The 26043-nt window shown below is 53.1% G+C and carries 26 protein-coding genes and 1 pseudogene; 15 read left to right on the plus strand and 12 right to left on the minus strand.

Translation table 11 applies throughout. From position 1 onward, the window contains the following. Window positions 1–8: 8 nt before the first annotated feature. On the minus strand, window positions 9–1133 hold the full coding sequence (locus tag CKV66_RS10595; RefSeq protein ID WP_085355790.1) for an ABC transporter ATP-binding protein: 1125 nt from the start codon (window positions 1131–1133) through the stop codon (window positions 9–11). 417 nt (window positions 1134–1550) lie between these two features. After that, entirely contained in the window at window positions 1551–2084 is a 534-nt protein-coding gene (gene yjgA, locus CKV66_RS10600) for a ribosome biogenesis factor YjgA (RefSeq protein ID WP_085362772.1), read from the minus strand. Between the two features lie 130 nt (window positions 2085–2214). Between yjgA and pmbA the strand changes: the two genes are divergently transcribed. Further along, complete coding sequence (gene pmbA / locus CKV66_RS10605; protein WP_085362771.1) at window positions 2215–3543, plus strand: metalloprotease PmbA; 1329 nt, start codon at window positions 2215–2217, stop codon at window positions 3541–3543. A 108-nt stretch (window positions 3544–3651) separates the two neighbouring features. On the opposite strand, the gene CKV66_RS10610 is transcribed toward pmbA, so the two are convergent. Then, a complete protein-coding gene (locus CKV66_RS10610) occupies window positions 3652–4092 on the minus strand; it encodes a DUF4124 domain-containing protein (RefSeq protein ID WP_095197883.1) in 441 nt (146 codons plus the stop codon). A 258-nt stretch (window positions 4093–4350) separates the two neighbouring features. Between CKV66_RS10610 and guaB the strand changes: the two genes are divergently transcribed. The 14 genes from guaB (at window position 4351) to tgt (ending at window position 16256) form a co-directional block, all read left to right on the plus strand. Continuing rightward, complete coding sequence (gene guaB / locus CKV66_RS10615) at window positions 4351–5814, plus strand: IMP dehydrogenase (RefSeq protein WP_085362770.1); 1464 nt, start codon at window positions 4351–4353, stop codon at window positions 5812–5814. After that, window positions 5814–6188 carry a hypothetical protein gene (locus CKV66_RS10620; RefSeq protein ID WP_143773787.1) on the plus strand — a complete coding sequence of 125 codons (375 nt, stop codon included), beginning with the start codon at window positions 5814–5816 and terminating at the stop codon, window positions 6186–6188. The genes guaB and CKV66_RS10620 overlap by 1 nt, the downstream gene beginning before the upstream one ends. Before the next feature lie 247 nt (window positions 6189–6435). Then, complete coding sequence (gene eno / locus CKV66_RS10625) at window positions 6436–7722, plus strand: phosphopyruvate hydratase (protein ID WP_085362768.1); 1287 nt, start codon at window positions 6436–6438, stop codon at window positions 7720–7722. 15 nt (window positions 7723–7737) lie between these two features. Further along, window positions 7738–8013 (plus strand): cell division protein FtsB, encoded by a 276-nt coding sequence (gene ftsB, locus CKV66_RS10630; RefSeq protein ID WP_085362767.1) that lies wholly within the window; start codon window positions 7738–7740, stop codon window positions 8011–8013. A 218-nt stretch (window positions 8014–8231) separates the two neighbouring features. Beyond that, a complete protein-coding gene (gene ptsN, locus CKV66_RS10635; RefSeq protein ID WP_085362766.1) occupies window positions 8232–8681 on the plus strand; it encodes a PTS IIA-like nitrogen regulatory protein PtsN in 450 nt (149 codons plus the stop codon). Window positions 8682–8684: 3 nt separating this feature from the next. Then, window positions 8685–9647, plus strand: a complete 963-nt coding sequence (gene hprK, locus CKV66_RS10640) for an HPr(Ser) kinase/phosphatase (RefSeq protein WP_085362765.1) — start codon at window positions 8685–8687, stop codon at window positions 9645–9647. After that, the gene (rapZ, locus tag CKV66_RS10645) at window positions 9628–10482 is read left to right on the plus strand and encodes an RNase adapter RapZ (RefSeq protein ID WP_085362764.1); all 855 of its coding nucleotides are present in this window, start codon (window positions 9628–9630) and stop codon (window positions 10480–10482) included. Before hprK ends, rapZ begins: the two co-directional genes overlap by 20 nt. Before the next feature lie 246 nt (window positions 10483–10728). Continuing rightward, window positions 10729–11673, plus strand: coding sequence for a ribosome biogenesis GTPase YlqF (gene ylqF / locus CKV66_RS10650; protein WP_085362763.1), 945 nt, complete (start codon window positions 10729–10731; stop codon window positions 11671–11673). 133 nt (window positions 11674–11806) lie between these two features. Beyond that, window positions 11807–12139: a hypothetical protein gene (locus CKV66_RS10655; protein ID WP_231990486.1), complete on the plus strand. Its 333-nt coding sequence runs from the start codon at window positions 11807–11809 to the stop codon at window positions 12137–12139. 113 nt (window positions 12140–12252) lie between these two features. Continuing rightward, entirely contained in the window at window positions 12253–12591 is a 339-nt protein-coding gene (locus CKV66_RS10660; protein WP_085358336.1) for a hypothetical protein, read from the plus strand. A 113-nt stretch (window positions 12592–12704) separates the two neighbouring features. Continuing rightward, the gene (locus CKV66_RS10665; RefSeq protein WP_231990487.1) at window positions 12705–13097 is read left to right on the plus strand and encodes a hypothetical protein; all 393 of its coding nucleotides are present in this window, start codon (window positions 12705–12707) and stop codon (window positions 13095–13097) included. Between the two features lie 111 nt (window positions 13098–13208). Continuing rightward, window positions 13209–13826, plus strand: coding sequence for an SMC-Scp complex subunit ScpB (gene scpB, locus CKV66_RS10670; protein WP_085362903.1), 618 nt, complete (start codon window positions 13209–13211; stop codon window positions 13824–13826). Between the two features lie 213 nt (window positions 13827–14039). After that, window positions 14040–15059, plus strand: a complete 1020-nt coding sequence (locus CKV66_RS10675; RefSeq protein ID WP_085362762.1) for a pseudouridine synthase — start codon at window positions 14040–14042, stop codon at window positions 15057–15059. An 81-nt stretch (window positions 15060–15140) separates the two neighbouring features. Continuing rightward, on the plus strand, window positions 15141–16256 hold the full coding sequence (gene tgt, locus CKV66_RS10680; RefSeq protein WP_085362761.1) for a tRNA guanosine(34) transglycosylase Tgt: 1116 nt from the start codon (window positions 15141–15143) through the stop codon (window positions 16254–16256). A gap of 284 nt (window positions 16257–16540) precedes the next feature. On the opposite strand, the gene CKV66_RS10685 is transcribed toward tgt, so the two are convergent. The 9 genes and pseudogenes from CKV66_RS10685 to CKV66_RS12250 all read right to left on the minus strand — a co-directional run bounded on the left by CKV66_RS10685 (window position 16541) and on the right by CKV66_RS12250 (window position 25975). Further along, window positions 16541–17890 carry a deoxyguanosinetriphosphate triphosphohydrolase gene (locus tag CKV66_RS10685; protein WP_085362902.1) on the minus strand — a complete coding sequence of 450 codons (1350 nt, stop codon included), beginning with the start codon at window positions 17888–17890 and terminating at the stop codon, window positions 16541–16543. A gap of 487 nt (window positions 17891–18377) precedes the next feature. Then, window positions 18378–19211 (minus strand): annotated as a pseudogene (locus CKV66_RS10695) (ATP-grasp domain-containing protein); the annotation flags it as partial. 69 nt (window positions 19212–19280) lie between these two features. After that, a complete protein-coding gene (locus CKV66_RS10700) occupies window positions 19281–19709 on the minus strand; it encodes a pseudoazurin (protein WP_004284132.1) in 429 nt (142 codons plus the stop codon). A gap of 71 nt (window positions 19710–19780) precedes the next feature. Further along, window positions 19781–20548, minus strand: a complete 768-nt coding sequence (locus tag CKV66_RS10705; RefSeq protein WP_085362759.1) for an ABC transporter ATP-binding protein — start codon at window positions 20546–20548, stop codon at window positions 19781–19783. A 12-nt stretch (window positions 20549–20560) separates the two neighbouring features. Further along, window positions 20561–21793 (minus strand): ABC transporter substrate-binding protein, encoded by a 1233-nt coding sequence (locus CKV66_RS10710; protein WP_085362758.1) that lies wholly within the window; start codon window positions 21791–21793, stop codon window positions 20561–20563. A gap of 11 nt (window positions 21794–21804) precedes the next feature. After that, window positions 21805–22878: a FecCD family ABC transporter permease gene (locus CKV66_RS10715; protein WP_085362757.1), complete on the minus strand. Its 1074-nt coding sequence runs from the start codon at window positions 22876–22878 to the stop codon at window positions 21805–21807. Window positions 22879–23001: 123 nt separating this feature from the next. Beyond that, complete coding sequence (locus CKV66_RS10720) at window positions 23002–24126, minus strand: ABC transporter substrate-binding protein (protein ID WP_004284127.1); 1125 nt, start codon at window positions 24124–24126, stop codon at window positions 23002–23004. Between the two features lie 284 nt (window positions 24127–24410). Further along, window positions 24411–25670, minus strand: coding sequence for a transcription termination factor Rho (gene rho / locus CKV66_RS10725; protein WP_085362756.1), 1260 nt, complete (start codon window positions 25668–25670; stop codon window positions 24411–24413). A gap of 5 nt (window positions 25671–25675) precedes the next feature. Then, on the minus strand, window positions 25676–25975 hold the full coding sequence (locus CKV66_RS12250; RefSeq protein ID WP_143773786.1) for a hypothetical protein: 300 nt from the start codon (window positions 25973–25975) through the stop codon (window positions 25676–25678). Between the last annotated feature and the right edge of the window lie 68 nt (window positions 25976–26043).

Raw genomic sequence — 26043 nt, forward strand, 5'->3', positions numbered from 1 at the left:
CTTACGGCTTAGCTGAACAACGGCGTAGGCTGGTTTTCCGGCCAGCTTACATACACGGTTTCTTCCCAAGTGGGCGGTGCGATATTGCGCACATGCCAGTAAGGTGCGGGAACTTGGCTCTTAATCACGCGGCCGTTGGCCAGCTGAACGTGATAAATGGCGAAGCTGCCCAAATAAGCAATTTCTTTCACCACGCCTTTTTCCCAGTTGTATTCGCCCAAGTGTTCCGGTTTTTCTTTGTATAAATCGATGTCTTCGGGTCGGATGCTGATCCATAAGTCTTGTTCGGAGCGGCCGCCCAAACCGTGATCGATACGGATTTTGTTTTCCAATTCGGGCAGTTGGATGATGGCGTAATCGGCGTGATCTTCCAACACAGTACCGTCGAAAATATTGGTTTCGCCGATAAATTCTGCGGTAAAGCGGCTGTTGGGGAAGTCATATACATCGCTGGGGGTGCCGACTTGCTGCAATTTGCCTTCCGACATAATCGCCACGCGGGTAGCCATGGTCATGGCTTCTTCTTGGTCGTGCGTTACCATGATGCAGGTTACGCCCACCTGCTCCAGCGTGTTCACCAATTCGAGTTGGGTTTGCTGACGCAGTTTTTTGTCGAGCGCGCCCAAAGGTTCGTCGAGCAAGAGGATTTTCGGGCGTTTGGCCAAACTGCGCGCCAAAGCCACGCGCTGCTGCTGGCCGCCTGAAAGCTGGTGCGGCTTACGTTTGGCGAATTTGGTCATCTGCACCAAACGCAGCATTTCCTCCACTCGGGCGGCGATTTCGTCTTTGGGCATTTTGTCTTGTTTGAGACCGAAAGCGATGTTTTGCTCCACCGTCATGTGCGGGAACAGCGCATAGCTTTGGAACATCATGTTGATGGGGCGGTCGTAGGGAGCGAGTCGGGTAATGTCTTGCCCGTCGAGAATGATTTTGCCTTGATTGGGGGTTTCCATGCCCGCCAACATGCGCAACAGCGTGGATTTACCGCTGCCCGAACTGCCCAAAAGGGCGAAGATTTCGTGTTTTTCAATATCTAAGTCGATGTGGTCGACAGCATAATTGTCACCAAACTTTTTTACCAAACCTTGTATTTGCAGATAGGGTTGGATGGTAGACGCAGGGGTTGCGTTCATAATGGCAATACTCCAGTTAATAACGAGTACCGGCAAAACGGATTTTCGCGGGGTGATAAAAAGCTGTTTGATTGCTGGTTTAAAGAGCGCACGGGCAGCATGAAAAATTTCTCAGGGCTGTGAGAAACCGGTGAAGGTTGCCGACAGCCCTGTTTTGTGAACCTGCAATTATATTAGCCTATCCCTTTGCGGGGCAATACAAAATTAAACTTTGCAGCGGTTTATGTAAATCGTGCCGAGTTTGTGTACGGCAAGGGCAACACATCCGCCCTGCCATGACAAAAAAATAAATTGCCGCCGCGCTGTAACGAGGCCGTCTGAAAATGGTGTTTCAGACGGCCTCGATGTTTATATGTTGTTTATGGGCAGATGAATCGCCAATTGAATAGCGTTACAGCGTGCCTGCCGGAAACTTTTTTATTCAAACGGTTCTACATCCGCATCTTCTGCCGCATCAGCGTTGCCGTCCATAACCGCTTTGATTTCCTGAAACAGCGCACGGAAGTTTTTCGGCGGCTTGTTCAGTTCCTGCTCTTTACGAGTATTGCGGATCAACGTGCGCAGCTTGCCCGCATCGGCATGCGGATAGTCGGCAATAAACGCCGTGAGCGCGTCGTCGCCTGCAATCAAACGGTCGCGCGCTTGCTCGACACGCTGCAAGAACGCATTATGCGCCGCATTGTCGCCGCGCAGTTTGGCCAGATAACGCTCAATCGGTTCGGGATCGGTGTCGCGCATCAAACGGCCGATGTATTGCGCCTGCCGTTTCAACGCGCCGTTGGACGTGATTTTTTTATACGTTACCACTGCTTCGTATAAATCTTCCGACAAGCCGATTTTTTTCAGCGTATCGGCAGAAAGCTTGGTCAGCTGCATACCGAGGTCTTGCAGGCTGTCCATCTGTTTTTTCATTTGGGTTTTGCTTACCCATTCCTGTTCATTGTTGCTCATAGCACTATCCGTATTCGGTAACCGCCGCATTCTAACACAGCCGCCCCACCCTATCTTTCCCATAGCAACAATTTTGCCGCGGCCGTCTGAAAACAGTTAAAATGCCATCGATTTTTTCATCGGATTACCCATGTTCAACCACAGCAAAAACGAACTGCTCGATCTTTGCCGACAAGTGCTTTCTTTAGCAGACAAACACGGCGCAACCTCGGCCGAAGCCGATTTGAGCGAATCGCTCGGCCAAAGCGTGAGCGTGCGCTTGGGCGAAATCGAGCAAATCGAATACCAACAGGATAAATCGCTCGACATCACCGTTTATGTGGGCCAACGCAAAGGCCGTGCCAGCACCGCCGACTTTTCCCCACAGGCTCTGAGCGACACCGTGAAGGCGGCTGTCGATATTGCCAAATACACCGCCGAAGACGATTGCGCAGGCTTGGCCGATGCCGGTTTAATGGCACGTGAAATCGGCGATTTAGACAAATACCACGAATGGGATTTATCTGCCGAAGCCGCCGTTGTGCTTGCCAAACAATGCGAACAGGCAGCATTGAATGCCGACAACCGCATCTCTAATTCCGAGGGTGCCGCCATACAAACCGGACACTACCAATACGTTTACGGCAATTCGCACGGCTTTGCCGCCCACCAACAAGGCACGCGCCACAGCATTTCGTGCAGCGTGGTCGCCGCCGATTCAGACGGCATGCAGCGCGATTATTGGTACGACACCTCTTGCCGCCACCTCGATTTGGAATCGCCCGAAAGCATCGGCCGCACCGCCGCCGAACGCACCGTGCGCCGTTTGGGCGGACGCAGCATCCCTACCGGCAGCTATCCCGTGTTGTTTGACGCCACCGTTTCAGGCGGCCTGATCGGCCATCTCGTCGGTGCATTAAGCGGCGGCGCTTTGTACCGCCAAAGCAGTTTTCTGATCGACAGCCTCGGCAAACCGCTGCTGCCCGAATTTCTCAGCCTGCGTGAAGAGCCGCACATTCCCCAATCGTTCGGCAGCACCTATTTCGATGCCGAAGGCGTGGCAACCCGTCCGCGTTTTGTGATTGAAAACGGCATCATACAAGGCTACTTCTTAAGCAGTTACAGCGCGCGCAAACTCGGTATGCAAACCACCGCCAACGCCGGCGGCGCGCACAACCTTTATCTGAACCACACCCATGCGGCGCAATCTGATTTGCTGAAAGAAATGGGCACCGGCCTGCTCGTTACCGAATTGATGGGGCAAGGCGTGAACATGCTCACGGGCGACTACTCGCGCGGTGCGGCGGGTTTCTGGGTGGAAAACGGCGTGATTGCCTATCCCGTGGAAGAAATCACCATCGCCGGACATTTACAGGATATGTATCTGAATATCGTCGGTGTGGCGGACGACGCATTGAAACGCTCAACCAATAAAATCGGTTCGGTATTGATCAGTGAAATGACCGTTGCGGGCAGTTGATATCATCAATCTATTTAAAGAAACTTGCTTTAAAAACCAAGAGGCCGTCTGAAAATATTCAGACGGCCTCTGTTTCAAATCCATTCAAAGCAAGTTCGCTAAATCGCATCAATTACAGAACTTAGCCACATCCGCATCATAACGCTTCACAAATTCATCACGGTTTGCGATGCGGGCGGTTTCGGCAAACTGGCGGTTCATGCGCGCGATTTTACAGTTGCTTTCTTTTTGCAGGCGGTTTTCTTCCTCAATCTTTTTGTTTTGCTCTTCGATTTTTTTGTTTTCCGCGGCAACGGCGTCGTTCAAATCCTTTTGCTTGTCGGCCAGCGAACCGTCTGCCGCTTCGGTTTTCGGCGGCGTCGGCGGCGTTACGGTTCGGGTGCGGATATTAACCGTACCGGATTGCGAAATTTTCAGGTTTTGCGGCACATCCGAATAGCTGTTGCCGCCGCTTTTGTTTTTCCATGTGTAAACCTCGGCAACGGAAACGCTGCCGGAAACCAACATGCCGGAAATCAAGAGTAATCGGGCAAAACGGGTAATGTGCATGGTCTTTGTTCTTTCGGTTATGTTTCAGACGGCCTTCATTGTACTGTTAAATTAAGTAAGTGTCATGATACAAACCGCTTTTCCTGCGCCTCAATGGTTACTTTTGGTATCGTTACAACGAAACGCATCATCAAAGCGTGCACGGCTTATGTAATTTTCTTAAATTTTACGGTCCGAATCTGCCGGAAACGGGTATCAAGCGCAGGCCAAATTTGATACAATGCCGTGCATCTTGCACAAACTGAAAGCCCGAGCATCATGCGTATCGTAGAGAAAGCCTATACTTTTGACGATGTTTTACTGGTTCCCGCACATTCCCAAGTGCTGCCGCGAGACGTCAAACTCCAAACCCCGCTCACCCGCAACATCACCATCAATCTTCCCCTTCTTTCTGCTGCTATGGATACGGTTACCGAAGCCAAGCTGGCCATTTCAATGGCTCAGGAAGGCGGCATCGGCATTATCCATAAAAACATGACCATCGAGCGTCAGGCAGAAGCCGTGGCGAAGGTGAAACGCCATGAGAGCGGTATCGTGAAAGATCCCGTAACCATTCCGCCCGAAATGCCGATTCGCGATTTGGTGGAAATGCTTTCCCGCCGCAAACGTAAGATGTCGGGTCTGCCCGTGGTGGAAAACGGCAAAGTGGTCGGCTTGGTTACCAACCGCGACCTGCGTTTTGAAAAACGCCTCGACCAGCCGGTTTCATCGATTATGACGCCGCGCGACCGTTTGGTTACCGTGTCCGAAGGCACCAGCATCGAAGACGCGCGCGACGTGATGCACGACCATAAAGTAGAACGCGTATTGGTTGTGAACGAAGCGTGGGAACTCAAGGGCCTGATTACGGTTAAAGATATTCTGAAAACCACCGAATTTCCGAACGCCAACAAAGATTCAGACGGCCGCCTGCGTGTAGGCGCGGCGGTTGGCGTAGGCGCGGATACCGACGAGCGAGTGAAAGCATTGGTTGCAGCGGGCGTAGACGTATTGGTGGTTGATACTGCCCACGGCCACAGCCAAGGCGTACTCGACCGCGTGCGTTGGGTAAAACAAAACTTCCCGCAAGTACAAGTCATCGGCGGCAACATCGCCACCGCCCAAGCCGCCCGCGATTTGGTTGCGGCAGGTGCGGATGCGGTTAAAGTCGGCATCGGCCCCGGTTCTATTTGTACCACCCGCATCGTGGCCGGTGTAGGCGTACCGCAATTGACTGCGATTCACAATGTTTCCGAAGCCTTGAAAGGCACCGGCATTCCGCTGATCGCCGACGGCGGCATCCGCTTCTCCGGCGACATCGCCAAAGCGTTGGCAGCAGGCGCCAGCACCGTGATGCTCGGCGGTATGTTTGCCGGCACGGAAGAAGCACCGGGCGAAATCGAACTTTATCAAGGCCGTTCTTATAAATCTTACCGCGGCATGGGTTCGCTGGGTGCCATGAGCCAAGGTTCAAGCGACCGCTATTTCCAAGACAAACAAGACAGCACCGATAAATATGTGCCCGAAGGCATCGAAGGCCGCGTGCCCTACAAAGGCCCGATTATGCAGATTATCCACCAGCTGATGGGCGGCCTGCGCTCAAGCATGGGTTATTTGGGCTGCGCCAGCATCGCCGAAATGCACGAGAAAGCCGAATTTGTGGAAATCACTTCGGCCGGCATGAGTGAATCGCACGTTCACGACGTGCAAATCACCAAAGAAGCACCGAACTACCACCGCTGATGGCGTTCCAATATAGGCCGTCTGAAAAATATTTTTCAGACGGCCTTACTCAAAAACCAAGTATGGGAGAGAGAAAAATGGAGCAACCCGGCAAGCATAATGAAATCGATAACCGGCCTTTGAAAGAAACACTCGCGGACACCGCCCTTTCATTGCTGAGCCAAGGCGAAGACTATACAGACCTCGCCGATACATCATGCGAATTCGGGTATCTGTTTGGATTTGACGGTCACGGTTTGGAAGCCTTGTTCAAAATCACGACCGACCGAGGCGAACACTACTTCACCGCCCAAGGCCAATCTCTCAAACACCTGAATATTGATGATGTTGCCTTTCAGGAAATCAGCCGTAAATTCTTAGAACTGCACGGATGATGGCCCGCAAAGCCGAACGAAAACTTTACCCAGTTCGGCACATTTAGATGTCTGTTCACTTTTTCAGACGGCCTGTCGGTAAACATTCCTTTCAGACGGCCTGAATCGGTATAATCGGCATCTTTAATAAAATACCTGTCATTTTCAGGCCGTCTGAAACCAAGCCATAACAAGGCGCCTGAAAATATTTTTCCACTTTAAGTTTGATGTGTTCACTTTCATTTATTGAACGATTCAGGAGAATTCCATGAGTACGATTATCGATATTTTTGCCCGCGAAATTCTGGATTCCCGCGGTAACCCCACCGTTGAGTGCGACGTATTGCTCGAGTCCGGCGTAATGGGCCGTGCCGCCGTCCCCTCCGGCGCGTCCACCGGCCAAAAAGAAGCCTTGGAACTGCGCGACGGCGACAAATCCCGCTACTTGGGCAAAGGCGTATTGAAAGCAGTAGAACACGTTAATAACGAAATCGCACAAGCCCTGATCGGCCTCGACGCTTCCGAGCAAAGCTATATCGACCAAATCATGATCGAATTGGACGGCACCGAAAACAAAGGCCGCCTCGGCGCCAACGCCACTTTGGCCGTATCCATGGCCGTTGCCCGTGCCGCAGCCGAAGATGCCGGCCTGCCCTTATACCGCTATTTGGGCGGCGCAGGCCCGATGGCTATGCCCGTACCGATGATGAACGTCATCAACGGCGGCGCCCACGCCAACAACAGCTTGGACATTCAAGAATTTATGATTATGCCCGTGGGCGCAAAAAGCTTCCGCGACGCCCTGCGCTGCGGTGCCGAAATTTTCCACGCCCTGAAAAAATTGTGTGACGGCAAAGGCTTCCCCACCACCGTGGGTGACGAAGGCGGCTTCGCCCCCAACTTAAACAGCCACGAAGAAGCCCTGCAACTGATGCAGGAAGCCGTTACCGCCGCCGGATATGTAGCGGGCGAAGACGTGCTGTTTGCCTTGGATTGCGCCTCCAGCGAATTCTACAAAGACGGCAAATACCACCTGAGCGCAGAAGGCTTGGCTTTGACCAGCGAAGAGTTTGCCGACTACTTGGCCAAACTGGTTGACACCTACCCCATCGTTTCCATCGAAGACGGCATGGACGAAAACGACCGCGCCGGCTGGAAACACCTGACCGAAAAACTGGGCAAAAAAGTACAGCTGGTCGGCGACGACTTATTCGTTACCAACCCGAAAATCTTGGCCGAAGGCATCGAGCAAGGCATCGCCAACGCCCTTTTAGTTAAAGTCAACCAAATCGGCACATTGAGCGAAACCCTCAAAGCCGTCGAGCTGGCCAAACGCAACCGCTACACCAGCGTGATGAGCCACCGTTCGGGCGAAACCGAAGACAGCACCATCGCCGACTTGGCCGTTGCCACCAACTGCATGCAGATCAAAACCGGCTCCCTGAGCCGTTCCGACCGTATGGCCAAATACAACCAATTGCTGCGTATCGAAGAAGAATTGGCCGAAGCCGCCTACTACCCCGGCAAAGCCGCCTTCTACCAATTAGGCAAATAATTAAAGGTATCGGTTATGAAATGGGTTACCCTGGTTTTAATTACCGCGCTGGCATGGTTCCAATACAGCCTTTGGCTCTCCAAAGGCGGTTGGCGCGATATGTGGCGCCTGCAAGACCAAGTTGCCGAACAGGAAGAAAAAAACCAGGCATTAACCTTGCGCAATAATGCTCTGGAAGCCGAAGTGAACGATTTGGAAGAAGGTCAAGACGCCATCGCCGAAATCGCACGGGTGGATTTAGGCTACATCCAAAACGGCGAAACCTACTACCGTTTGGTTTACCGCCGCTAAGCATCCGAAGCACTATCGAGGCCGTCTGAAAATACTTTCAGACGGCCTCTTTCTTTTACCGCCCACCGTTAACCATAAGATTTTAACCCATTGAATTATCTAAACATAAACAAACGCCAAACACCCTTCCGCAGTGTAAATCAGCCTTGAAAATTTGAGATTTACACCAACTGTCGGTACAATCCCACCCTGTTTTGCTTACTTAAAAAGAGAAAGATATGAGCCTGATCAGCGAAATCTTGCCCTTATCACATATTGTGCTGGATTTAGAAGTCAGCAGTAAAAAACGCATTTTCGAGCAGGCCGGGCTGCTGCTTGAAAACGAAGCCGGGCTGGCGCGCGCCGATGTGTTCGACTGCCTGTTTGCCCGCGAAAAGCTCGGCACGACCGGCTTAGGTCAAGGCGTAGCCATTCCGCACGGCCGCCACGCTTCCGTGAAAAAAGCAGTCGGCGCATTCATCCGCACCAAAGAGCCGGTGGCTTTCGACGCCCCCGACGGCAAACCCGTTTCGCTGATTTTCGTACTGCTCGTGCCGGAAAACGCCACCGGCGAACATCTGGAAGTTTTATCGAAACTAGCCGGCCGATTTTCCCAAAAATCAGTACGCGAAGCATTGATGGCAGCCACTTCTGCCGAAGAAGTACAGCAGCTTTTAAAAGAAGAGTAAACAATGCCCAGCATTTCAGTACGCCGCCTGTATCAAGACAACCAGCACAAGCTGCAACTGGCGTGGGCGGCAGGTACGGCGGGAGCCGATAACCGTATCGGCGTTGAGGCCGACAAGCCCGTTTTGGCGCTGGTCGGCCATTTGAATTTTATCCACCCCAACCAAGTGCAGGTTTTGGGCGTAGCGGAAGTCGAATACCTGCAACGCATGGAGGCCGGAGAAACCGCCGCCGGTTTTTATCAGCTTTTCGATCTGCCCATGTCGCTCGTTATCGTGGCGAACGATCTGCCCGTTCCGCCCGTGCTGCGCGACTACTGCCACACCAATAACGTGCCTTTGCTGATGTCCAAACGGGAAAGCCCGTATCTGATGGACGTTTTGCGCATTTACCTGCAACGCGTTTTGGCCGTATCCACCATCAAACACGGCGTGTTTCTCGACGTGTTTGAAATCGGCGTATTGATCACCGGCCAATCCGGGCTGGGAAAAAGCGAGCTGGCGTTGGAGCTGATTTCCCGCGGCCACAGCCTGATTGCCGACGATGCGGTAGAGCTATACCGCACAGGCCCCGAAACCCTCGACGGCCGCTGCCCGCCGATGCTGCGGGATTTTCTCGAAGTGCGCGGATTGGGCGTGCTCAATATCCGTCACATTTTCGGCGAAACTTCCATCCGCCCCAAAAAAATCCTTCAATTAATCATCAATCTGGTACCGGCCGACGATGAATACATGAAACGGCTCGACCGTCTGAGCATCCGTTCCGAAACCGAATCCATTTTAGATGTCAGCGTGCGCTCGGTAACGCTGCCCGTGGCCATCGGCCGCAACTTGGCCGTTTTGGTCGAAGCCGCCGTCCGCAATTACATTTTGCAGCTGCGCGGCAAAGACAGCACGCGGGAATTTCTCGAGCGCCATCAAACCATGTTGAAAGAAAACGAATCCGATCATGAAAATAGTGCTGATTAGCGGCCTTTCCGGTTCGGGCAAATCAGTTGCCCTCAAGCTGCTGGAAGACTTGGGCTATTATTGCGTCGACAACCTGCCGATGAAGCTGCTGCCCGGCCTGATCCAATATCATCTCGACAACAGCGAAATTACCCAGCTCGGCATCAGCGTCGACATCCGTTCGCGTATCGACATCAACGAGGCCGAAGAGCAAATCAAACTCCTGCGCCAACAAGGCTACGATGTAGAAGTATTGTTTTTAGAAGCCGACGAAGCCGTGCTGATACGCCGTTTTTCCGAAACGCGCCGCAGCCATCCTCTGTCCGGCCAAACACTTACCTTGCTCGAAAGCCTGCAACAAGAGCGGGCATGGCTTTTCCCCTTGCGCGAGTTGGCCTATTGCATCGACACCTCGAAAATGAACGCCCAGCAGCTCCGTTACAGCGTGCAGCAATGGCTGAAACAAGAGCGCAAAGGCTTGCTGGTGATTTTGGAATCGTTCGGCTTCAAATACGGCGTGCCGACCAACGTCGATTTCCTGTTTGACATGCGCAGCCTGCCCAATCCTTATTACGATACCGAACTGCGCCCGTTCAACGGCCTCGACAAACCGATTCAGAACTACTTGGACCAACAACCCGCGGCACAGGAAATGATCAACGACATCAGCAACTTCATGAACCGCTGGCTGCCGCAGATGCAGGTCGAAAGCCGCAGCTACGTAACCATCGGCATCGGCTGCACCGGCGGGCAACACCGCTCCGTATATGTTGTCGAGCAGTTGGCAGAGCGGTTGAAAGGCCGCTACGAATTGCTTGTGCGCCACCGCCAAATAACCGGATTAGCAGAGCGTTAACCCCATTTTCAGACGGCCTCTTGCATCAGAGGCCGTCTGAGAGCTTAAAGCAAAACAATATGCTATAATTGCCGCACTCAATCAGGCAGCCTTTGTCGGGCTGCCTGATTACGTTATCCGGCCGATTACGGGCAATAAACCGACCCGAAATAAAGCAGCACTATTTTCAGACGGCCTCCCCGTGAAACAAATACCCATACATAGCAAACCCATTTGCTATCCATATCGATAAAAGAGCAAAACATTATGGCAATCCAATGGTTTCCCGGCCACATGAACAAGGCGAAAAAAGCCATCGCCGAGCGCATCAAAAACATTGATATGGTGATCGAAATGCTCGATGCCCGCCTGCCCGCCTCCAGCGAAAACCCCCTGCTGGCACAACTTTCGCGCGGCAAACCCAAGCTCAAAATCCTCAACAAACAAGACCTTGCCGACCCCGAGCGCACCGCCGTTTGGCTCGATTACTACAACAACAAGCCCGACACCCAAGCCATCGCCTTCGACTCTTCCGAGCAAGGCGCAACCGCCAAAATCACCCGCGCCTGCCGCAACATGATGCCCAACCGCGGCGGCATCGACAAACCCCTGCGCGTACTCATCTGCGGCATCCCCAACGTCGGCAAATCCACCCTGATAAACGGCATGATCGGCAAAAAATCCGCCAAAACCGGCAACGAACCCGGCATCACCAAAGCCGAACAACGCCTGTTTCTCGCCGACGACTTCTGGCTCTATGACACCCCCGGCATGTTGTGGCCGAAAATCATCGTAGAAGAAAGCGGCTACAACCTCGCCGCCAGCGGAGCCGTAGGCCGCAACGCACTCGACGAAGAAGAAGTCGCCCTCGAACTGCTCGACTACCTGCGCCGCCACTACCTGCCCCTGTTGCAGGCACGTTACCAAGCCGACAAAGACCCGAGCAGCCATTGGAACGACACCGAATGGCTCGAATGGATTGCCAAAAAACGCGGAGCCGTATTAAGCGGCGGACGCATCAACTACCAAAAAGCCGCCGAAAACATCCTTACCGATTTCCGCGACGGCCACATAGGCAGAATCACGCTCGAAACACCGAACCAATGGGAAGCATGGCTCAAAACAGCCAAACAGAAAGAAGCCGAATTGAAAGCCGCCCGCGAAGCCAGAAAAGCGGAGCGCAAGGGACAAAGGCCGTCTGAAAAAGAATAAAACACCGGGGTGGCCATCCCTGCCCAAGGCTTCCGACAACTGTTTGCCTTGCATTAAAATGGAAACCGACGGCGGGTAAAGATGCCCGCCCCACGCAGCCCGACCGCAATCCAACTTACCGAAGGAGTGCATTATGAAAACCGTTTTCCGCAGCGTCTTGGCGGTAGCCGCTTTATCACTGACCGCCTGCTTGCCCACAACCGGCGGCAGCCATGAAAGCCGTATTCAAGTATACAAACACGACGGTTCCCGCCAGTGCGAAGCAGGTATCAGCCCCGCCGACATGCAAAAAGAACTGCAAGGCATCCGCGTTTATGCGGCGGAAAAAAGCGAACTTTCAGACAAAGCCTACCGCGAAGTATGCGGAGGCGATACCGGCACCATCAACGTTTACACGATTGAAACGAAAGATCGAAGCGAAGCTGAAAAGCGCGGGTTTAAAGTCTTGCCCCCGACACCGCAATAATCTTTTCAGACGGCCTGACCATTCTGCTGCCCTAAAAGGCCGTCTGAAAACCATTATGCCCGCAGCTCGCAACCACACGGTAAAATCCGTCGAGCATTATCGAAAGCACCGCCATGAAACCGATGACCTGCAACGCTTTACTGACCGCCCTTGTTGCTCTAAGTGCCTGCGCCGCTTCCAACAGCCCGAATGTGCCGAAAACCGCATACATCCAAGTCTATAAACACAATGGCTCGCAGCAATGCTACGGCGGCGGCATCAGCCCTCAAGCCATGCTGAGTGAATTGAACGGCATCCAAGTCTATGCCGCGGAAGCACACAGCCTGCAAGGTGTGATGTTCCCCGCTGTATGCGGCGGATTAACCGGAAACGTCAATGTTTACACGATTGATGTAAAAGACAGGAGTAAAGCTGAAAAACGCGGGTTTAAGGTATTGCAGGAGAAAGATTAACTTTAAAAACTTACAAGAGTGTGAACATATCTCCGTCTCTGCATTATTAAGTTTTCATTAAAGGCGATGCAACGCGTATTACCACAATTCTAAAAATGTAACAAAGGCCTTGTATGACTGATTTATGTTTATCTAAATATGAAAATTATTTTCTGTTGCATATCATAAAAAATAATGAAATATGGGCTGACTATTTGATTGATCAACTTAATAATTCTTCAATCTCCTCTAAAGAATATACAGGAGCAGGAGTTTATATTGACTTTGAAATTGATGAAAAAAATACATTCCTAAAAAAAGCCGATGTTCCACTTTTTTTTGAAGCAGATGCTATTGCTCCCGATCGCTCAGATGCTGTATTTTTTTACTATATACAAAAGAATCAACCGATAAAAAAAGCAGAATCATCCATTTCTTGGAAATTGCAATTGCCGGAGCAAACTATGACGAAAAAGAAGTCTATTCATGGTTGGTGGCAAACCATGGCGAATACAAAACATAAATAAATTGTTAGGATGTGCACCAAGTGGCATAAAAAATTCTGATTTTTGATTTTTCAGACCGCCTGTCCGAACAAAGCACAGCAAGTGTCTGTGCGCCCTATAACCAATAAAACCATGACCGACAAACTCCCCCCCGACGCGCTTATCGAAGCCGCGCTGCTTACCCAAACCGAACCGCTCAGCGAAAAGACCATGCGCGAGCTGTGTGTGCCGCCGTTGTCGCCCGACAAGCTGATTGATGTGCTGGCGAACTTGAAAACCCGCTGGCAAAACCGCGCTTTGCAGTTGGTGCATACGCATGAAGGCTGGCGTTTTCAGATTGCCCAAGCCGCATTCGAGCGGTTGGGCAGTTTGCAGGAGCAGCGTGCGCCGCGCTATTCGCGTGCGGTGATGGAAACGCTGGCGATTATCGCCTACCAGCAGCCGGTTACGCGCGGCGATATCGAAGGCATACGCGGCGTAGCGGTATCGCAAAACGTAATGCAGACGCTGCAAGACCGCGGTTGGATTGAGGTTATCGGCCACCGCGATTCCATCGGCCGCCCCGCTTTATGGGCGACGACCAATGTGTTTTTAAGCGATTTGCAGTTGGAAAGTTTAGAAGAACTGCCGCCGCTCACCGAATTGGGCGAGCTGGTATTGCCCGATTTAATCGAGCCTGCCGAAAGCGGCGAGGAAGAAACAGAAGCCGGGCAAACCGAGCTGCTTTCCGAACCGCCCATATTAAATTAACGGGTAGGTCGGATTCTTGTATCCGACAAAATCACCGAATACCATTGCTTGTCGGATACAAGTATCCGACCTACGGTTGAATTAATTTCAGACGGCCCCACCCTACAAAAGGCCGTCTGAAAACCCATCTTATCTATTTTTTAACAACCCATCCTGCCGCACAAGCCGCAGAAGAACCGTTTTACTTTCAGGAAAATGCGTTAGGAGCTTTTAGTGAACACCAAAAAAATCTCAAGCAAACGTGAATTGCGCGACGGCGCACCGGCCAAGAAAAAGGCTGCCCGCAAAAACACAGGCAAGTTTTCAGACGGCCTTAAGAATAAAACAGGCGTAAAAGAAGCCGCAGGCAAACCCTCCGCGCCGAAAACGCAGACTTCCCGCGCCAAAAAACTAGTGGTGCGCAATCCCAATCAAAAAATCATGGAACGCGCCCGCGATTTGAAAGAAAAACGGGTCGATTTAGACAGCTTCGAGCCGGTACGTCTGCAAAAGGCCCTTGCCGCATCGGGCGTGGGTTCGCGTCGCGAAATGGAAGACTGGATTACGCAGGGCTTGGTTACCGTCAACGGCAAAACGGCTCAGCTTGGCGACAAAGTATCGCCCGACGACCAAGTTACCGTGAAAGGCAACGTAATCAAGCTCAAATGGCCCGACCGCCTGCCGCGCATCATTCTCTATTACAAACAGGAAGGCGAAATCGTCTCGCGCGACGACCCGCAAGGCCGCGTAAGCATTTTCGACCGCCTGCCTCAAGCTGCCAGCAGCCGCTGGGTGGCCATCGGCCGTTTGGACATCAACACCAGCGGCCTGTTGATCCTTACCACATCAGGCGAACTGGTCAACCGCTTCGCCCACCCCAGCTTTGAAGTCGAACGCGAATACGCCGTGCGCGTGTTGGGCGGCCTGGACACCGAACAGATGAAAACGCTTACCGAAGAAGGCGTGATGTTGGAAGACGGCTTGGCCAAAGTGGAACGTATTTACGAGCAAGGCGGCGAAGGGGCAAACAAATGGTACAACGTGATCATTAAAGAAGGCCGAAACCGCGAAGTGCGCCGCATTTTCGAGCATTTCGGCTTAACCGTGAGCCGTCTCGTGCGCGTAGGCTTCGGCCCCATCGGTTTGCCCAACCGCTTGAAACGCGGCCAGTTTTACGAGCTGAATCCGGCCGAAGTGGCGGGCGTGATGAAATGGGCCGACATGCCCCTGCCCGGCTCCCGCCGCCGCAGATAATTGCCCCGTCTTCTCCGCCGCCTTGCTCACAAGGCGGCATGATCTTCTACTTTGATACATTGACTTTTTACACCCAACATCATGTTGAAATTTACCTTACATAAAACCGACGGCCACGCCCGCCGCGGTACACTCGAACTCAACCACGGCACGATTGAAACGCCTGTGTTTATGCCCGTCGGCACATACGGCTCGGTCAAAGCCATGACGCCCGCCAACCTGCACGACATCAAAGCGCAAATCATTTTGGGCAACACCTATCACTTATGGCTGCGCCCCGGCTTGGAAGTGATCGAACAATTCGGCGGCCTGCATCAATTTATCGGCTGGAGCAAACCGATTCTCACCGATTCGGGCGGTTTCCAAGTGTTTTCGCTGTCCGACATGCGCAAGCTCACCGAAGAAGGCTGCACGTTCAAAAGCCCGATCAACGGCGACAAGCTGTTCCTATCGCCCGAAATCTCCATGAAGATTCAAACCGTGCTCAATTCCGACATCGCCATGCAGCTCGACGAATGCACGCCCGGCGAAGCCACCCACGAGCAGGCGCGCCAATCTCTGCAAATGAGCCTGCGCTGGGCGGAGCGCTCTAAAAAGGCGTTTGAAGATTTGAAAAACCCGAATGCGCTGTTCGGCATCGTGCAAGGCGCGATGTATGAAGACTTGCGTGAAGAGTCGTTGAAAGGCTTGGAAGCATTCGACTTCCCCGGCTTGGCCATCGGCGGCCTTTCGGTAGGCGAACCGAAGCCCGAAATGTACCGCATGCTGCGCGCAGTCGGCCCGATGCTGCCCGCCCACAAACCGCACTACCTGATGGGCGTCGGCACGCCTGAAGATTTGGTGTACGGCGTGGCGCACGGCGTGGATATGTTCGACTGCGTGATGCCCACCCGCAACGCCCGCAACGGCTGGCTGTTTACCCGCTTCGGCGACATCAAAATCAAAAACGCCAAGCACAAGCACGACACCCGCCCGCTGGACGAAAGCTGCACCTGCTACGCCTGCCAAAACTTCAGCCGCGCTTATCTTTACCATCTGCACAAAGCCGGCGAAATCTTGGGCGCGCAATTAAACACCATCCATAACCTTCATTTTTATCAAGTGATTATGGCGGAAATGCGCGAAGCCATCGAACAAGGCAAGTTTGCCGAATGGCAGGCGCAGTTCCACGAAAACCGCGCGCGGGGTACGGATTAAACGCCCGCGGACAAGCCGCTTGTGTCGATATGTAAACAGGCCGTCTGAAAATTATTTTTCAGACGGCCTATTCATGTGTAGGGCGGGCATCCCTGCCCGCCGTTTTGTATATTTTCAGTTGTATGTATGGTTTAAGAAATAGGCGGGCAAGGATGCCCGCCCTACCATGTTTCTGAAACACAAGGCATATCGTAAGCCCTGTAAAACTCCCAATCTACCTACACCATATTTCAGACGGCCTCCAACCTTATTGAGGCCGTCTGAAAAACAATACCGCACATCCATCACACCATGCCGATGCCCGATACTTCCCTTGCCATCCGCGCGGCGGCGTTGTCGGTCATGCCGCCGACAAAGTCCAAAATCTTCATATAAGCCTGATAAAGACTGTCTTCAGCGGTGATCGGGTCGTCGTTTTTCAGCAGTTCCAAAGCAAGCGACTGGCGCACGCTTACCTCGCGTTTCGTAATCAGCGCATACGCCGCCGGCACGAGCAAATCGAGAATCGAGCCGACGCACGGGAAGGCGGCAATTTCGGTAATCAACTTGCTTTGGTGGCGGAAAATCCTTGTCCGCGCCAACTCTTTAGCCTTTTCCAAAGTATTTTGTACTTCGGGGCTGCACAAAGCCAATAAATCCCGTCCTTTAAACCGGCCGCCCAGCAAGTCTTGCTGATGCGTCATGAATGTTTGCGCCACATCTTCAACCGCCCGTCCGATGGCCATACCGCGCAGCATGGCGCACCGCTGGCGGCTGTTTTGCGCCTGCCATGCACCTGTGGCTTCGGTAAAGGTGAGTTCCGACAAAATGCTTTCCACTTCGGCATCGCCCAGCAAGCCGATTTCTACTGCGTCTTCCAAGTCGAGCAAGGCATAGCAAATGTCGTCGGCGGCTTCCATCAGGTACGACAAAGGATGGCGCGCCCAGCGGTCGGTACCTTGTTCGATCAATCCCAGTTCGTCGGCAATGCGGCGGATAAACGGCAGTTCGGTTTGATAGATATTGAATTTTTTGCGGCCGTTCGGATCGAGCGTCGTCCACGGATATTTCAGCAACGCGCCGATGGTAGCGGCGGTTAAACGCATACCGCCTTTGTTGCGGTACATTTCGAGGTTGGCCAGAATCCTCAGGCTGTGGGCATTGCCTTCATAAGTCTGCACATCGTTGCGCTCGCCTTCGCTCAAGGTTTGCAGATAAATGCTGTGTGCGGGATTGCGGAACCAGTCGCGCAGCGCATCTTCGCCGGTATGCCCAAACGGCGGGTTGCCCAAATCATGCGCCAAACAGGCCACCTGAACCACTGCGCCGATGTCGCTCGGCGTATTACCTTGCGGCAGAAAACCGCCCGCCTGCATCATCACGCCGACGCGGTTGCCCAAGCTGCGCCCCACGCTGGCGACTTCCACGCTGTGGGTTAGGCGGTTGTGGGTATGGTCGTGTTCGGCAAACGGGTGAACCTGCGTTTTGCGCCCCAAGCGTCGGAACGCGCCGGAAAACACCACGCGGTCGTAGTCGATGTGGAAATCGGTACGCAAAGCATCCGCGCCTTCTTGGGTGGACGGTGTTACCGTCGGCACGATTTCGCCGTCTTTCATGCGGAAGCGTTGGGTGGAAAGCAATTGCTGCCAATTCATTTTCGGCATAATGTTCACTTTTGATAAGGGTTGGAAGGAAGCCGCTTTTACCCGGCCGGGGCTTGCCATGATACTGCCAAACCGGTTGGCAGGCCATGTTTGCAGGCAAGATAGTCGATATTCGGGCCGTCGGAACGGTATGGTTCAGACGGCCTGACAGATGCCCCATCACGGCACACGGTATGCAGGCGGGCATTTGGCTCTTGCGCGGTTCAGGCCGTGCCGGCATTCAGGCATACGGCGGCAAGTACATCGGCAAAATGCGCTACGGCTTCGGGGCGGGTGTCGAGATACAGGGCAGGTTCGATGAGTTCTAATTCGTTCAACAGGAAGCGTTCGGGCAGCAATGTACCGTCCACCCGTGCGTAAAACGGCGGCAAGTACATCGGCAAAATGCGCTACGGCTTCGGGGCGGGTGTCGAGATACAGGGCAGGTTCGATGAGTTCTAATTCGTTCAACAGGAAGCGTTCGGGCAGCAATGTACCGTCCACCCGTGCGTAAAACGGCGGCAAGTACATCGGCAAAATGCGCTACGGCTTCGGGGCGGGTGTCGAGATACAGGGCAGGTTCGATGAGTTCTAATTCGTTCAACAGGAAGCGTTCGGGCAGCAATGTACCGTCCACCCGTGCGTAAACCGGCATTTGGGGCAGGCTTGCCAATACGCGGGCGGCGGCGATTACGGCAAACGGCGGCGGTTCGGCAGGCAGGATGCGGACGCCGTAGGCGGAGTTGGCGCGCCATTCGCCCGCAGGCGGCCGGCGGTGCACTGCGTGGCTGAAGCGGCCGTTGAAAAAGATTAAAGCGGTTTCGCCCGCCGTTTCAATGTCGGCAATAAACGGCTGTACGATCACGCCTTCGCGGTAGGGCAGCCAGTCTCTGATTTCGCTGCTGCTGCGGATTCTGACCACATATTTGCCGCTTTGGCCGACGGCGGGTTTCAATACGGCTTCATGCCAGCCGTGCCGCCGCATGATGCGGGTTACGGCTCCGGCATCCGGCGCGGCGCTTTCGGTCGGGATAACGTCTGCGCCGGCAGCGGCCAAGTCGCACAAGTAGTGTTTGTTCATGTTCCAAAGCATCAGCTCCGGCGGATTGACAAACCGGCTGCCCGAGCTTTGCGCCTGTTGCAGCCATCGGCGGAACCGCTGCGGCTCGGCGGCATAGTCCCATGCGCACAAAGGCAGTAAAAACGGACTGTCGGGCCGGTTTTGCCAGCAGTCGAAATGGGCGGATACGCCGCGTCCGCGCAGCTCGGGTATGAGTTTGAGAAGGCTCTCAGGCGGCTGGGGATAGCTGCGGCAGGTGGTAATAACGAGCATATATTCAGACGGCCCCGGCTAAAAAGTATCGGAGGGTGTGCGGCACGGCGGTTGCCGTGCGGTACGGGTTTATTTTACTTGCTGCATATATTTTTTCAGACGGCCTTTGTTTTGCATGGAGCGCCGTTCCATTTCGTCTACCATGGCCTGCGCTTCGGCTTTGTTGGCGGCTTTGCCCACTTGGATGATGCCGTTCATGTTCATGGTGCGGTGGGGCGGGCAGGTGTAGACATATACGCCTTCTTTATCAAGTTTGACGGTAAATTCTTTATCCTCGGCGGATAAAAATTCTTTCGCTCCTTTGGGAAGGGCTTTGCTTTGCACCCAATGTCCCTTATTGGTGGGTTTGAAGGTTACGGTGTCGCCGGGCTGTACTTTTAAGAAGCCCGGCTCGAACACCATGCTGCCGTCTGCGCCGTTATCCAGCATCTTGACTTCATGATTGGCGGCAAATGCGCTGCCGGCGGCAAAGAGTAAGAGAAAGAGGTATTTTTTCATGGTGAATCCTTTCGGTATGTTTTCGGGATGTTTGTCGGGGTAATTCAGAATCCGGTTGGCGTAAAGGCTTTTCAGACGGCCTTCCGCATCGGCCGGATAACCGGAGCGCCCCGGCTGTCGTAAAGCAGTTCGACATCAACGCGGTAAAGGCGGCTGAGAATATCCGCCCGCAAAACGTCGGCCGGCCCGCCTTGTCCTTGCACTTTGCCTTCGCCCAATAAGATCAGGCCGTCTGAAAACTGGGCGGCCAAACTCAAATCGTGCAAAACCATCAATGTAACCAAGCCTTTGTTGCGCGTGTGGCCGCATACGTGTTCGAGCAGGTTGAGCTGGTGGTGCATATCCAGCGCGCTGACCGGCTCGTCAAGCATCAGGATTTCCGGATTGCGCATCAATACTTGGGCAAACATCACCAGCTGCCGTTGGCCGCCGCTGAGCAGCATCACGTCGCGGTGGGCCAAATGGGCAATGCCGAGCTGCTGCATCATGGCGGCGGCTTCGGCGAGCAAATCGTCGCCGATGTGCATATGCAGGGCGTCCATGCGCCCGAGCAAAACGACTTCCAAAGCCGTCAGCGAGGCTTCTACGGCTGTGTCCTGCGGCATATAGCCGATGCGCTTGCGCCAATTGAGTACGTGGGTTTTGCTTAAAGTATCGTTTTTATAACGGATACTTCCGCTGTAAGGTATATCGCCGAACACGGTTTTGATGAGCGACGATTTACCCGCGCCGTTGGGGCCCAGCACGGTATAAACTTTGCCCTGTTCCAAATTCAGGCTGATATGGTCGGCTACGGTAAGACTGCCGCGCCTAATGGTCAGATTTTCCAGTTGCAGCATTTCAGACGGCCTTTAAAACAATCCGAGAAACCACGCTTTGATGCGGGCAAAAAATGATTGCGGTTTGTTTGCAGAAGAATCCGCCGGCTCCGCGCCGCCGGCTCCTTTGCCGCCCTCATCCGCACAACTGTCGGGCGTTGCACAACCCAAGCGGACGAAAAATGTGCCTTCCGGCGTTACCGGCAGATATTTACGGTGGAAATCCAGATAGGTTTGCTCGGGGCGGATGTCGGCAAACGCTTCCGGATAGAGTGTTTTAGCGATGAATTGTGCGGATGCCAAGTCGGAGAGGGAACGTGAAGCGGTATGGTAAATGCCGTACACGCGGCGGTTTTGCACGGCGGGAAGGTCTCCCCATCCGGCACGCCGGGTAAAGCCGGCAAGCCTCTGCAAAGCATCTTCCGCTTTGATGCCGATACCCATAGCCATGGCATCCGGCTGCCCCAAGCCTACTTCCGTGCCGGAAATCACCACCACTTCGGGTTTGGCCACCAAAAGCTGTTCGGGGTTGATCGGCCCCCAGTCTTTCACAAACGGTGCGCTCACATTATCGCCCCCGGCAATATCGGCAATCGCGCCCCACATATTTTTTCCGAAAGTGTAGCTGTGTTCTTTCGGGCCTTTGTCGCCGAATTCTATATAAATCTTCGGCTTGGGCTGCCCGGCTTCGCTGATTCTGCGCCGAATGTCGGCGATTCCCGCCGCATACTCGCCAGCCACACGTTGCGCACGCTTCGGCGTATCGGCAATCGCACCGAAAACTTTTGCACTTTCCACGTGTTTTTCAACGGTTTGCGCATTAAAGTCCACCACAACCACGGGAATGCCCGCCTGCTCGAAACGGGGAATTTCATTGGCAAGCGCTTCATATTGCCAGTCGGCCAACACCACTACATCGGGTTTCAATGCCAGCGTTTTTTCAAAAGAAAACGTGCCGGTGCTCACATTGCCTATATCGCCGATGTTTTTCAACTCCGGCATCTTACTGCTGTACAGCGCCCAGCTTCCGGGGTTGAACTTCTCCCAAAATTCACGGGAAATACCGACTACGTTGGCGAAATTTTCCGCACCCGTTACAGCAATATAATCAGGGTAATAAAAACCCAAAACCACGCGCTTGGCCGGCACATCGACTTTCACTTCGCGCCCGCGCACATCGGTAATGGTCTGCATTTGCGCCTGTGCGGCAAAAGAAGCGCACAGCAGCAAACCCGCCAATAAAGGTTTCAAAAACAATTTGTTCATATTCAGACGGCCTATCGTTTTGTTAATACAATCCAAAAGAAAAACGGCACACCTACAAAAGAAGTAACAATGCCGACCGGAAACAGCGCTCCGGGAATAATGACTTTCGACAGCACGGAGGCAATCGACAAAAACGCCGCTCCGACCAACATGGCGCCGGGTAGGAAAAACCGTTGGTCTTCGCCCAACAACAGCCGCGCCACATGAGGCGCCACCAAGCCGATAAAACCGATGATGCCCACAAAACTGATGGCGGTTGCCGTCATCACCGCAACCAACACCAAAGTTTGGATACGCAGGCGTTGCAGGTTGATGCCCAAACTGGCCGCCCGCTCTTCGCCCAAACGCAAAGCAGTCAGCTTCCACACATCTTTGGCAAGCAAAGCCACACATACCGCCGTAACCAACACCGTTACGCCAAGGTTTTCCCAAGTCGCCTTCGTCAGACTGCCAAACAGCCAAAACAGGATTTGCTGCGAAATCTCCGGCGCCGCGATGTATTGGATCAGCGAAAGCACCGACTGGAATAAAAACAGCAAAGCAATCCCGACCAACACCAACATGGCGGAATTGAAACGGCGCATAGACGCAAACAGAAACAATATCGTTGCCGCCAACATAGTCATCGCAAAAGCACCTATCGGCACGGCCACCGACGAAGGCAGGCCGAAACTGCCGAAAGCGATGACCAGCGATGCGCCCAAGCCGGCCGCAGCGGCCAAGCCCAAGGTATAAGGGCTGGCCATCGGATTGTTGAGCAGGGTTTGGATTTCCGCACCGCCGACACCCAATGCCGCCCCCACGACCAATGCCATCAAGGCCATCGGCAGGCGCAGGTCGTACACAATGACTTTACTCATTTCGTCCGCGCTTTCCATATTCAGCAAAGATTTGACCACTTCGCCGACCGGCAGCATGGAAGGCCCCGTGGCAATATCGAGAACCAAACCGATAAGGCCGACGGTTAAAAAAGTCAATATCGCCAACCAGCGCCTGCGCTCCAAGGCACGCTGGTTTCTCACAATATCGGCAACCGTACCGGCATCAGCACGGGAAGGATTTGTAGAAGGTATTTCTCCGGTCATGATGAAAACCGTTTATGTATATTGTTGTTTGAAGATAAATTTACCCCCTCCCTCATGCACCCGCAGGCGCACGGGAAGGGGAGGCAAACCGTTCGGTTTGAAACTGTCGTTTTTCAGACGGCCTTATTTTGCTTTGGGATAAAGATAAAACGTCCCGGTCGGCACCACCGGCAGATTATTGCGGTAGAAATCCATATAGGTCTTGTCCGGATTCAAATCGGCAAAAAGCTGCGGGTAAACCGCTTTGGCCATAAACTGAAGGGAAGCGCCGTCTGAAAGCGTTCTCGAATTGGCATGGTAAGCACCGTATACCCGGTTGTTTTTAACTGCCGGAAGGCTGGCCCAGCCCGCGCGTTTTTCAAAACCTTTCAAACGGCGTTCCGCCTCGGCTTTCGGAATATTCCACCCCAACACAAACGCATCTTTGTTTTTGTTCAGTTCGGTTTCCCGTCCGGTAATCACAATGACGTCGGGCTTGGCCGCCAATACCTTTTCAGGATTGATAGGCGCATAAAAATCCACCGCCGAAGCAGAAATATTGTTCCCCCCGACCAAAGTAATCATCGGCCCCCACATAGCCTTGCCAAACGTAAAGCTGTGTTCGGCCGGGCCTTTGTTGCCAAACTCGACATACACTTTCGGCTTGGGCAGATTGGCTTTTTTCACTCTTGCCTGAATATTGTCGGCAATAGCTTTATAGTCGGCCGCCAGCTTTTTCGCTTTCGCCTGCTGCCCTGTAATCGTGCCGATGATTTCCGTTGATTTGATATGCTTGGCAACCGATTGGGCGTTGTAGTCAATCACCACAATCGGAATGCCCGCCTTCTTGATTTTGTCTAAATCCGAACCCAAGCCTTGATATTGCCAGTCGGCCAAAATCAGCAAATCCGGCTTCAGCGACAGCACTTTCTCCACCGAAAAAGTACCCACTTCCACTTCGCCCACATCGGCCAGCTGTTTCAACTTAGGCACAGCCTTACTGAATGCTGCCCAGCTCGGAGGCGCCCAATCAGACCACACCGCCTTGGAAAAACCCACCACATTATCCAAAGCATTCTTGCCGCCCACAGCCATATAGTCTTGATAATAAAAACCCAGCACGATGCGCTTGGCCGGCAAATCAAGCTTCACCTTACGCCCTGCCGTATCGGTGATTTCGACAGGCTTTGCACTGGCGGCCAACGGAGAAAACATCAAAGCCGACGCACAGGCCAGCATACCGATTTGAGGTATAAAATTAAATTTCATTTAATAATCCTTATACATAAATCTTAATGATTTTAATTATCATATCTAGGATGCTATAAAGGCCGTCTGAAAAGTTTCAGACGGCCTGAATCTTTTGTTGATGGCTCAGACAGGATGGCCTTTTTAAAAGTTCCGCAACATCAGACTACAAACACAAAATCTCATCAAATGTTTGTTTAGACAAGGTATTTTGCTCTTCACATCTTACACCGGCTCAGGTTTGTAACGGCCAAACAAAAGCTGCCCGAAAACCTTCGGGCAGCTTTTCCACATAAAACTACTGATCATTTACCGCGCATCAACTCAAAGAAATCGTTGTTGTCTTTGGAAGCTTTGAGCTTGCCCACCAAAAACTCGGTGGCTTCGATCTCGTCCATCGGATGCAGGAATTTGCGCAGCAGCCACATGCGTTGGAGCTGGTCGTTCGGCACCAACAACTCTTCGCGGCGCGTGCCGGATTTGTTGATATTAATCGCCGGGAACAGGCGTTTTTCAGACATACGGCGGTCGAGGTGCAGTTCCATATTGCCGGTGCCTTTAAATTCTTCGTAAATCACATCGTCCATACGGCTGCCGGTTTCCACCAACGCAGTAGCGATAATCGTTAAAGAACCACCCTCTTCCACATTACGCGCGGCACCGAAAAAGCGTTTCGGACGGTGCAGCGCATTGGCATCGACACCGCCGGTCAGGATTTTGCCCGAAGCCGGCACCACGGTATTGTAGGCGCGCGCCAAGCGGGTGATCGAATCGAGCAGAATCACCACGTCTTTTTTATGCTCGACCATGCGTTTGGCTTTTTCCAACACCATTTCAGCCACTTGAACGTGGCGGGTGGCCGGCTCGTCAAACGTGGACGACACCACTTCGCCGCGCACGCTGCGCGACATTTCAGTTACTTCTTCGGGACGTTCGTCAATCAGCAAAACAATCAGTTCGACTTCGGGATAATTGGCGGTAATGGCGTGGGCGATGTTTTGCAGCATCACGGTTTTACCGGTCTTCGGCGGAGCGACAAGCAAGGCGCGCTGACCGCGGCCGATAGGGGAAACGAGATCGATGGCGCGGCTGGTAATGTTTTCTTCGGCTTTGATGTCGCGCTCGAGTTTGAGTTGTTTGGTGGGGAAAAGCGGGGTTAAGTTTTCAAAGAGGATTTTGTGTTTGCAGACTTCGGGTTTGTCGCCGTTGATGCTGTCTAAACGCACGAGAGCGAAATAGCGTTCGTTGTCTTTGGGTACGCGCACGCTGCCTTCGATGGTGTCGCCGGTGTGCAGGTTAAAGCGGCGGATTTGGCTGGGTGAAACGTAAATATCGTCGGGGCCTGCCAGATAAGAAGTGTCGGCACTGCGTAAGAAGCCGAAGCCGTCGGGCAAAATTTCCAAGGTGCCGGAGCAGGTGAAGGATTCGCCCTGCTTCATCAGTTGGCGCACGATGGCGAATACTAGGTCTTGTTTGCGCAGGCGGTTGGCATTTTCAATGCCGTGTTGTTCTGCCATTTCCAAAAGTTTGGAAATGTGCTGGGTTTGTAGTTCAGAAACGTGCATGATAATTAATTTTTAATTAAATGATTGAGATAGATAGTATTGATTGCGACGGCGAAGTGCCGAAAGGCCGTCTGAAATTCAAGATATGTCGGAGATTCGATTGCCGGAACGGCAGAATAGAACGACAAGATGCTTGTCGGGGTTGAATTGTAGGGAGTTAGATTGTAGGTGTCAAATGGATTTATGGCGGTAAAGCTTGGGTTTCGGGCATGAGAGAGGCCGTCTGAAACTGAAACGGGCAACCTGCCTTCACCATTCCTACCCGGCATACATTTGCCGCCGCCATAAACATAAGGCATATCCATGCCTGAAAATCTTTGTCGGCATTTTTCAGACGGCCTCTGCATTTTTTGATGTTTATTCCCGACAGCAT

Origin of the sequence: Neisseria zoodegmatis, assembly GCF_900187305.1 — a bacterium.
Classification (GTDB): Bacteria; Pseudomonadota; Gammaproteobacteria; order Burkholderiales; family Neisseriaceae; genus Neisseria; species Neisseria zoodegmatis.

Coding starts and splice junctions, on each gene's coding strand:
- CKV66_RS10595 (WP_085355790.1), bottom strand. CDS start 1,133: ATGAACGCAACCCCTGCGTCTACCATCCAACCCTATCTGCAAATACAA.
- yjgA (WP_085362772.1), bottom strand. CDS start 2,084: ATGAGCAACAATGAACAGGAATGGGTAAGCAAAACCCAAATGAAAAAA.
- pmbA (WP_085362771.1), top strand. CDS start 2,215: ATGTTCAACCACAGCAAAAACGAACTGCTCGATCTTTGCCGACAAGTG.
- CKV66_RS10610 (WP_095197883.1), bottom strand. CDS start 4,092: ATGCACATTACCCGTTTTGCCCGATTACTCTTGATTTCCGGCATGTTG.
- guaB (WP_085362770.1), top strand. CDS start 4,351: ATGCGTATCGTAGAGAAAGCCTATACTTTTGACGATGTTTTACTGGTT.
- CKV66_RS10620 (WP_143773787.1), top strand. CDS start 5,814: ATGGCGTTCCAATATAGGCCGTCTGAAAAATATTTTTCAGACGGCCTT.
- eno (WP_085362768.1), top strand. CDS start 6,436: ATGAGTACGATTATCGATATTTTTGCCCGCGAAATTCTGGATTCCCGC.
- ftsB (WP_085362767.1), top strand. CDS start 7,738: ATGAAATGGGTTACCCTGGTTTTAATTACCGCGCTGGCATGGTTCCAA.
- ptsN (WP_085362766.1), top strand. CDS start 8,232: ATGAGCCTGATCAGCGAAATCTTGCCCTTATCACATATTGTGCTGGAT.
- hprK (WP_085362765.1), top strand. CDS start 8,685: ATGCCCAGCATTTCAGTACGCCGCCTGTATCAAGACAACCAGCACAAG.
- rapZ (WP_085362764.1), top strand. CDS start 9,628: ATGAAAATAGTGCTGATTAGCGGCCTTTCCGGTTCGGGCAAATCAGTT.
- ylqF (WP_085362763.1), top strand. CDS start 10,729: ATGGCAATCCAATGGTTTCCCGGCCACATGAACAAGGCGAAAAAAGCC.
- CKV66_RS10655 (WP_231990486.1), top strand. CDS start 11,807: ATGAAAACCGTTTTCCGCAGCGTCTTGGCGGTAGCCGCTTTATCACTG.
- CKV66_RS10660 (WP_085358336.1), top strand. CDS start 12,253: ATGAAACCGATGACCTGCAACGCTTTACTGACCGCCCTTGTTGCTCTA.
- CKV66_RS10665 (WP_231990487.1), top strand. CDS start 12,705: ATGACTGATTTATGTTTATCTAAATATGAAAATTATTTTCTGTTGCAT.
- scpB (WP_085362903.1), top strand. CDS start 13,209: ATGACCGACAAACTCCCCCCCGACGCGCTTATCGAAGCCGCGCTGCTT.
- tgt (WP_085362761.1), top strand. CDS start 15,141: ATGTTGAAATTTACCTTACATAAAACCGACGGCCACGCCCGCCGCGGT.
- CKV66_RS10685 (WP_085362902.1), bottom strand. CDS start 17,890: ATGAATTGGCAGCAATTGCTTTCCACCCAACGCTTCCGCATGAAAGAC.
- CKV66_RS10700 (WP_004284132.1), bottom strand. CDS start 19,709: ATGAAAAAATACCTCTTTCTCTTACTCTTTGCCGCCGGCAGCGCATTT.
- CKV66_RS10705 (WP_085362759.1), bottom strand. CDS start 20,548: ATGCTGCAACTGGAAAATCTGACCATTAGGCGCGGCAGTCTTACCGTA.
- CKV66_RS10710 (WP_085362758.1), bottom strand. CDS start 21,793: ATGAACAAATTGTTTTTGAAACCTTTATTGGCGGGTTTGCTGCTGTGC.
- CKV66_RS10715 (WP_085362757.1), bottom strand. CDS start 22,878: ATGACCGGAGAAATACCTTCTACAAATCCTTCCCGTGCTGATGCCGGT.
- CKV66_RS10720 (WP_004284127.1), bottom strand. CDS start 24,126: ATGAAATTTAATTTTATACCTCAAATCGGTATGCTGGCCTGTGCGTCG.
- rho (WP_085362756.1), bottom strand. CDS start 25,670: ATGCACGTTTCTGAACTACAAACCCAGCACATTTCCAAACTTTTGGAA.
- CKV66_RS12250 (WP_143773786.1), bottom strand. CDS start 25,975: ATGGATATGCCTTATGTTTATGGCGGCGGCAAATGTATGCCGGGTAGG.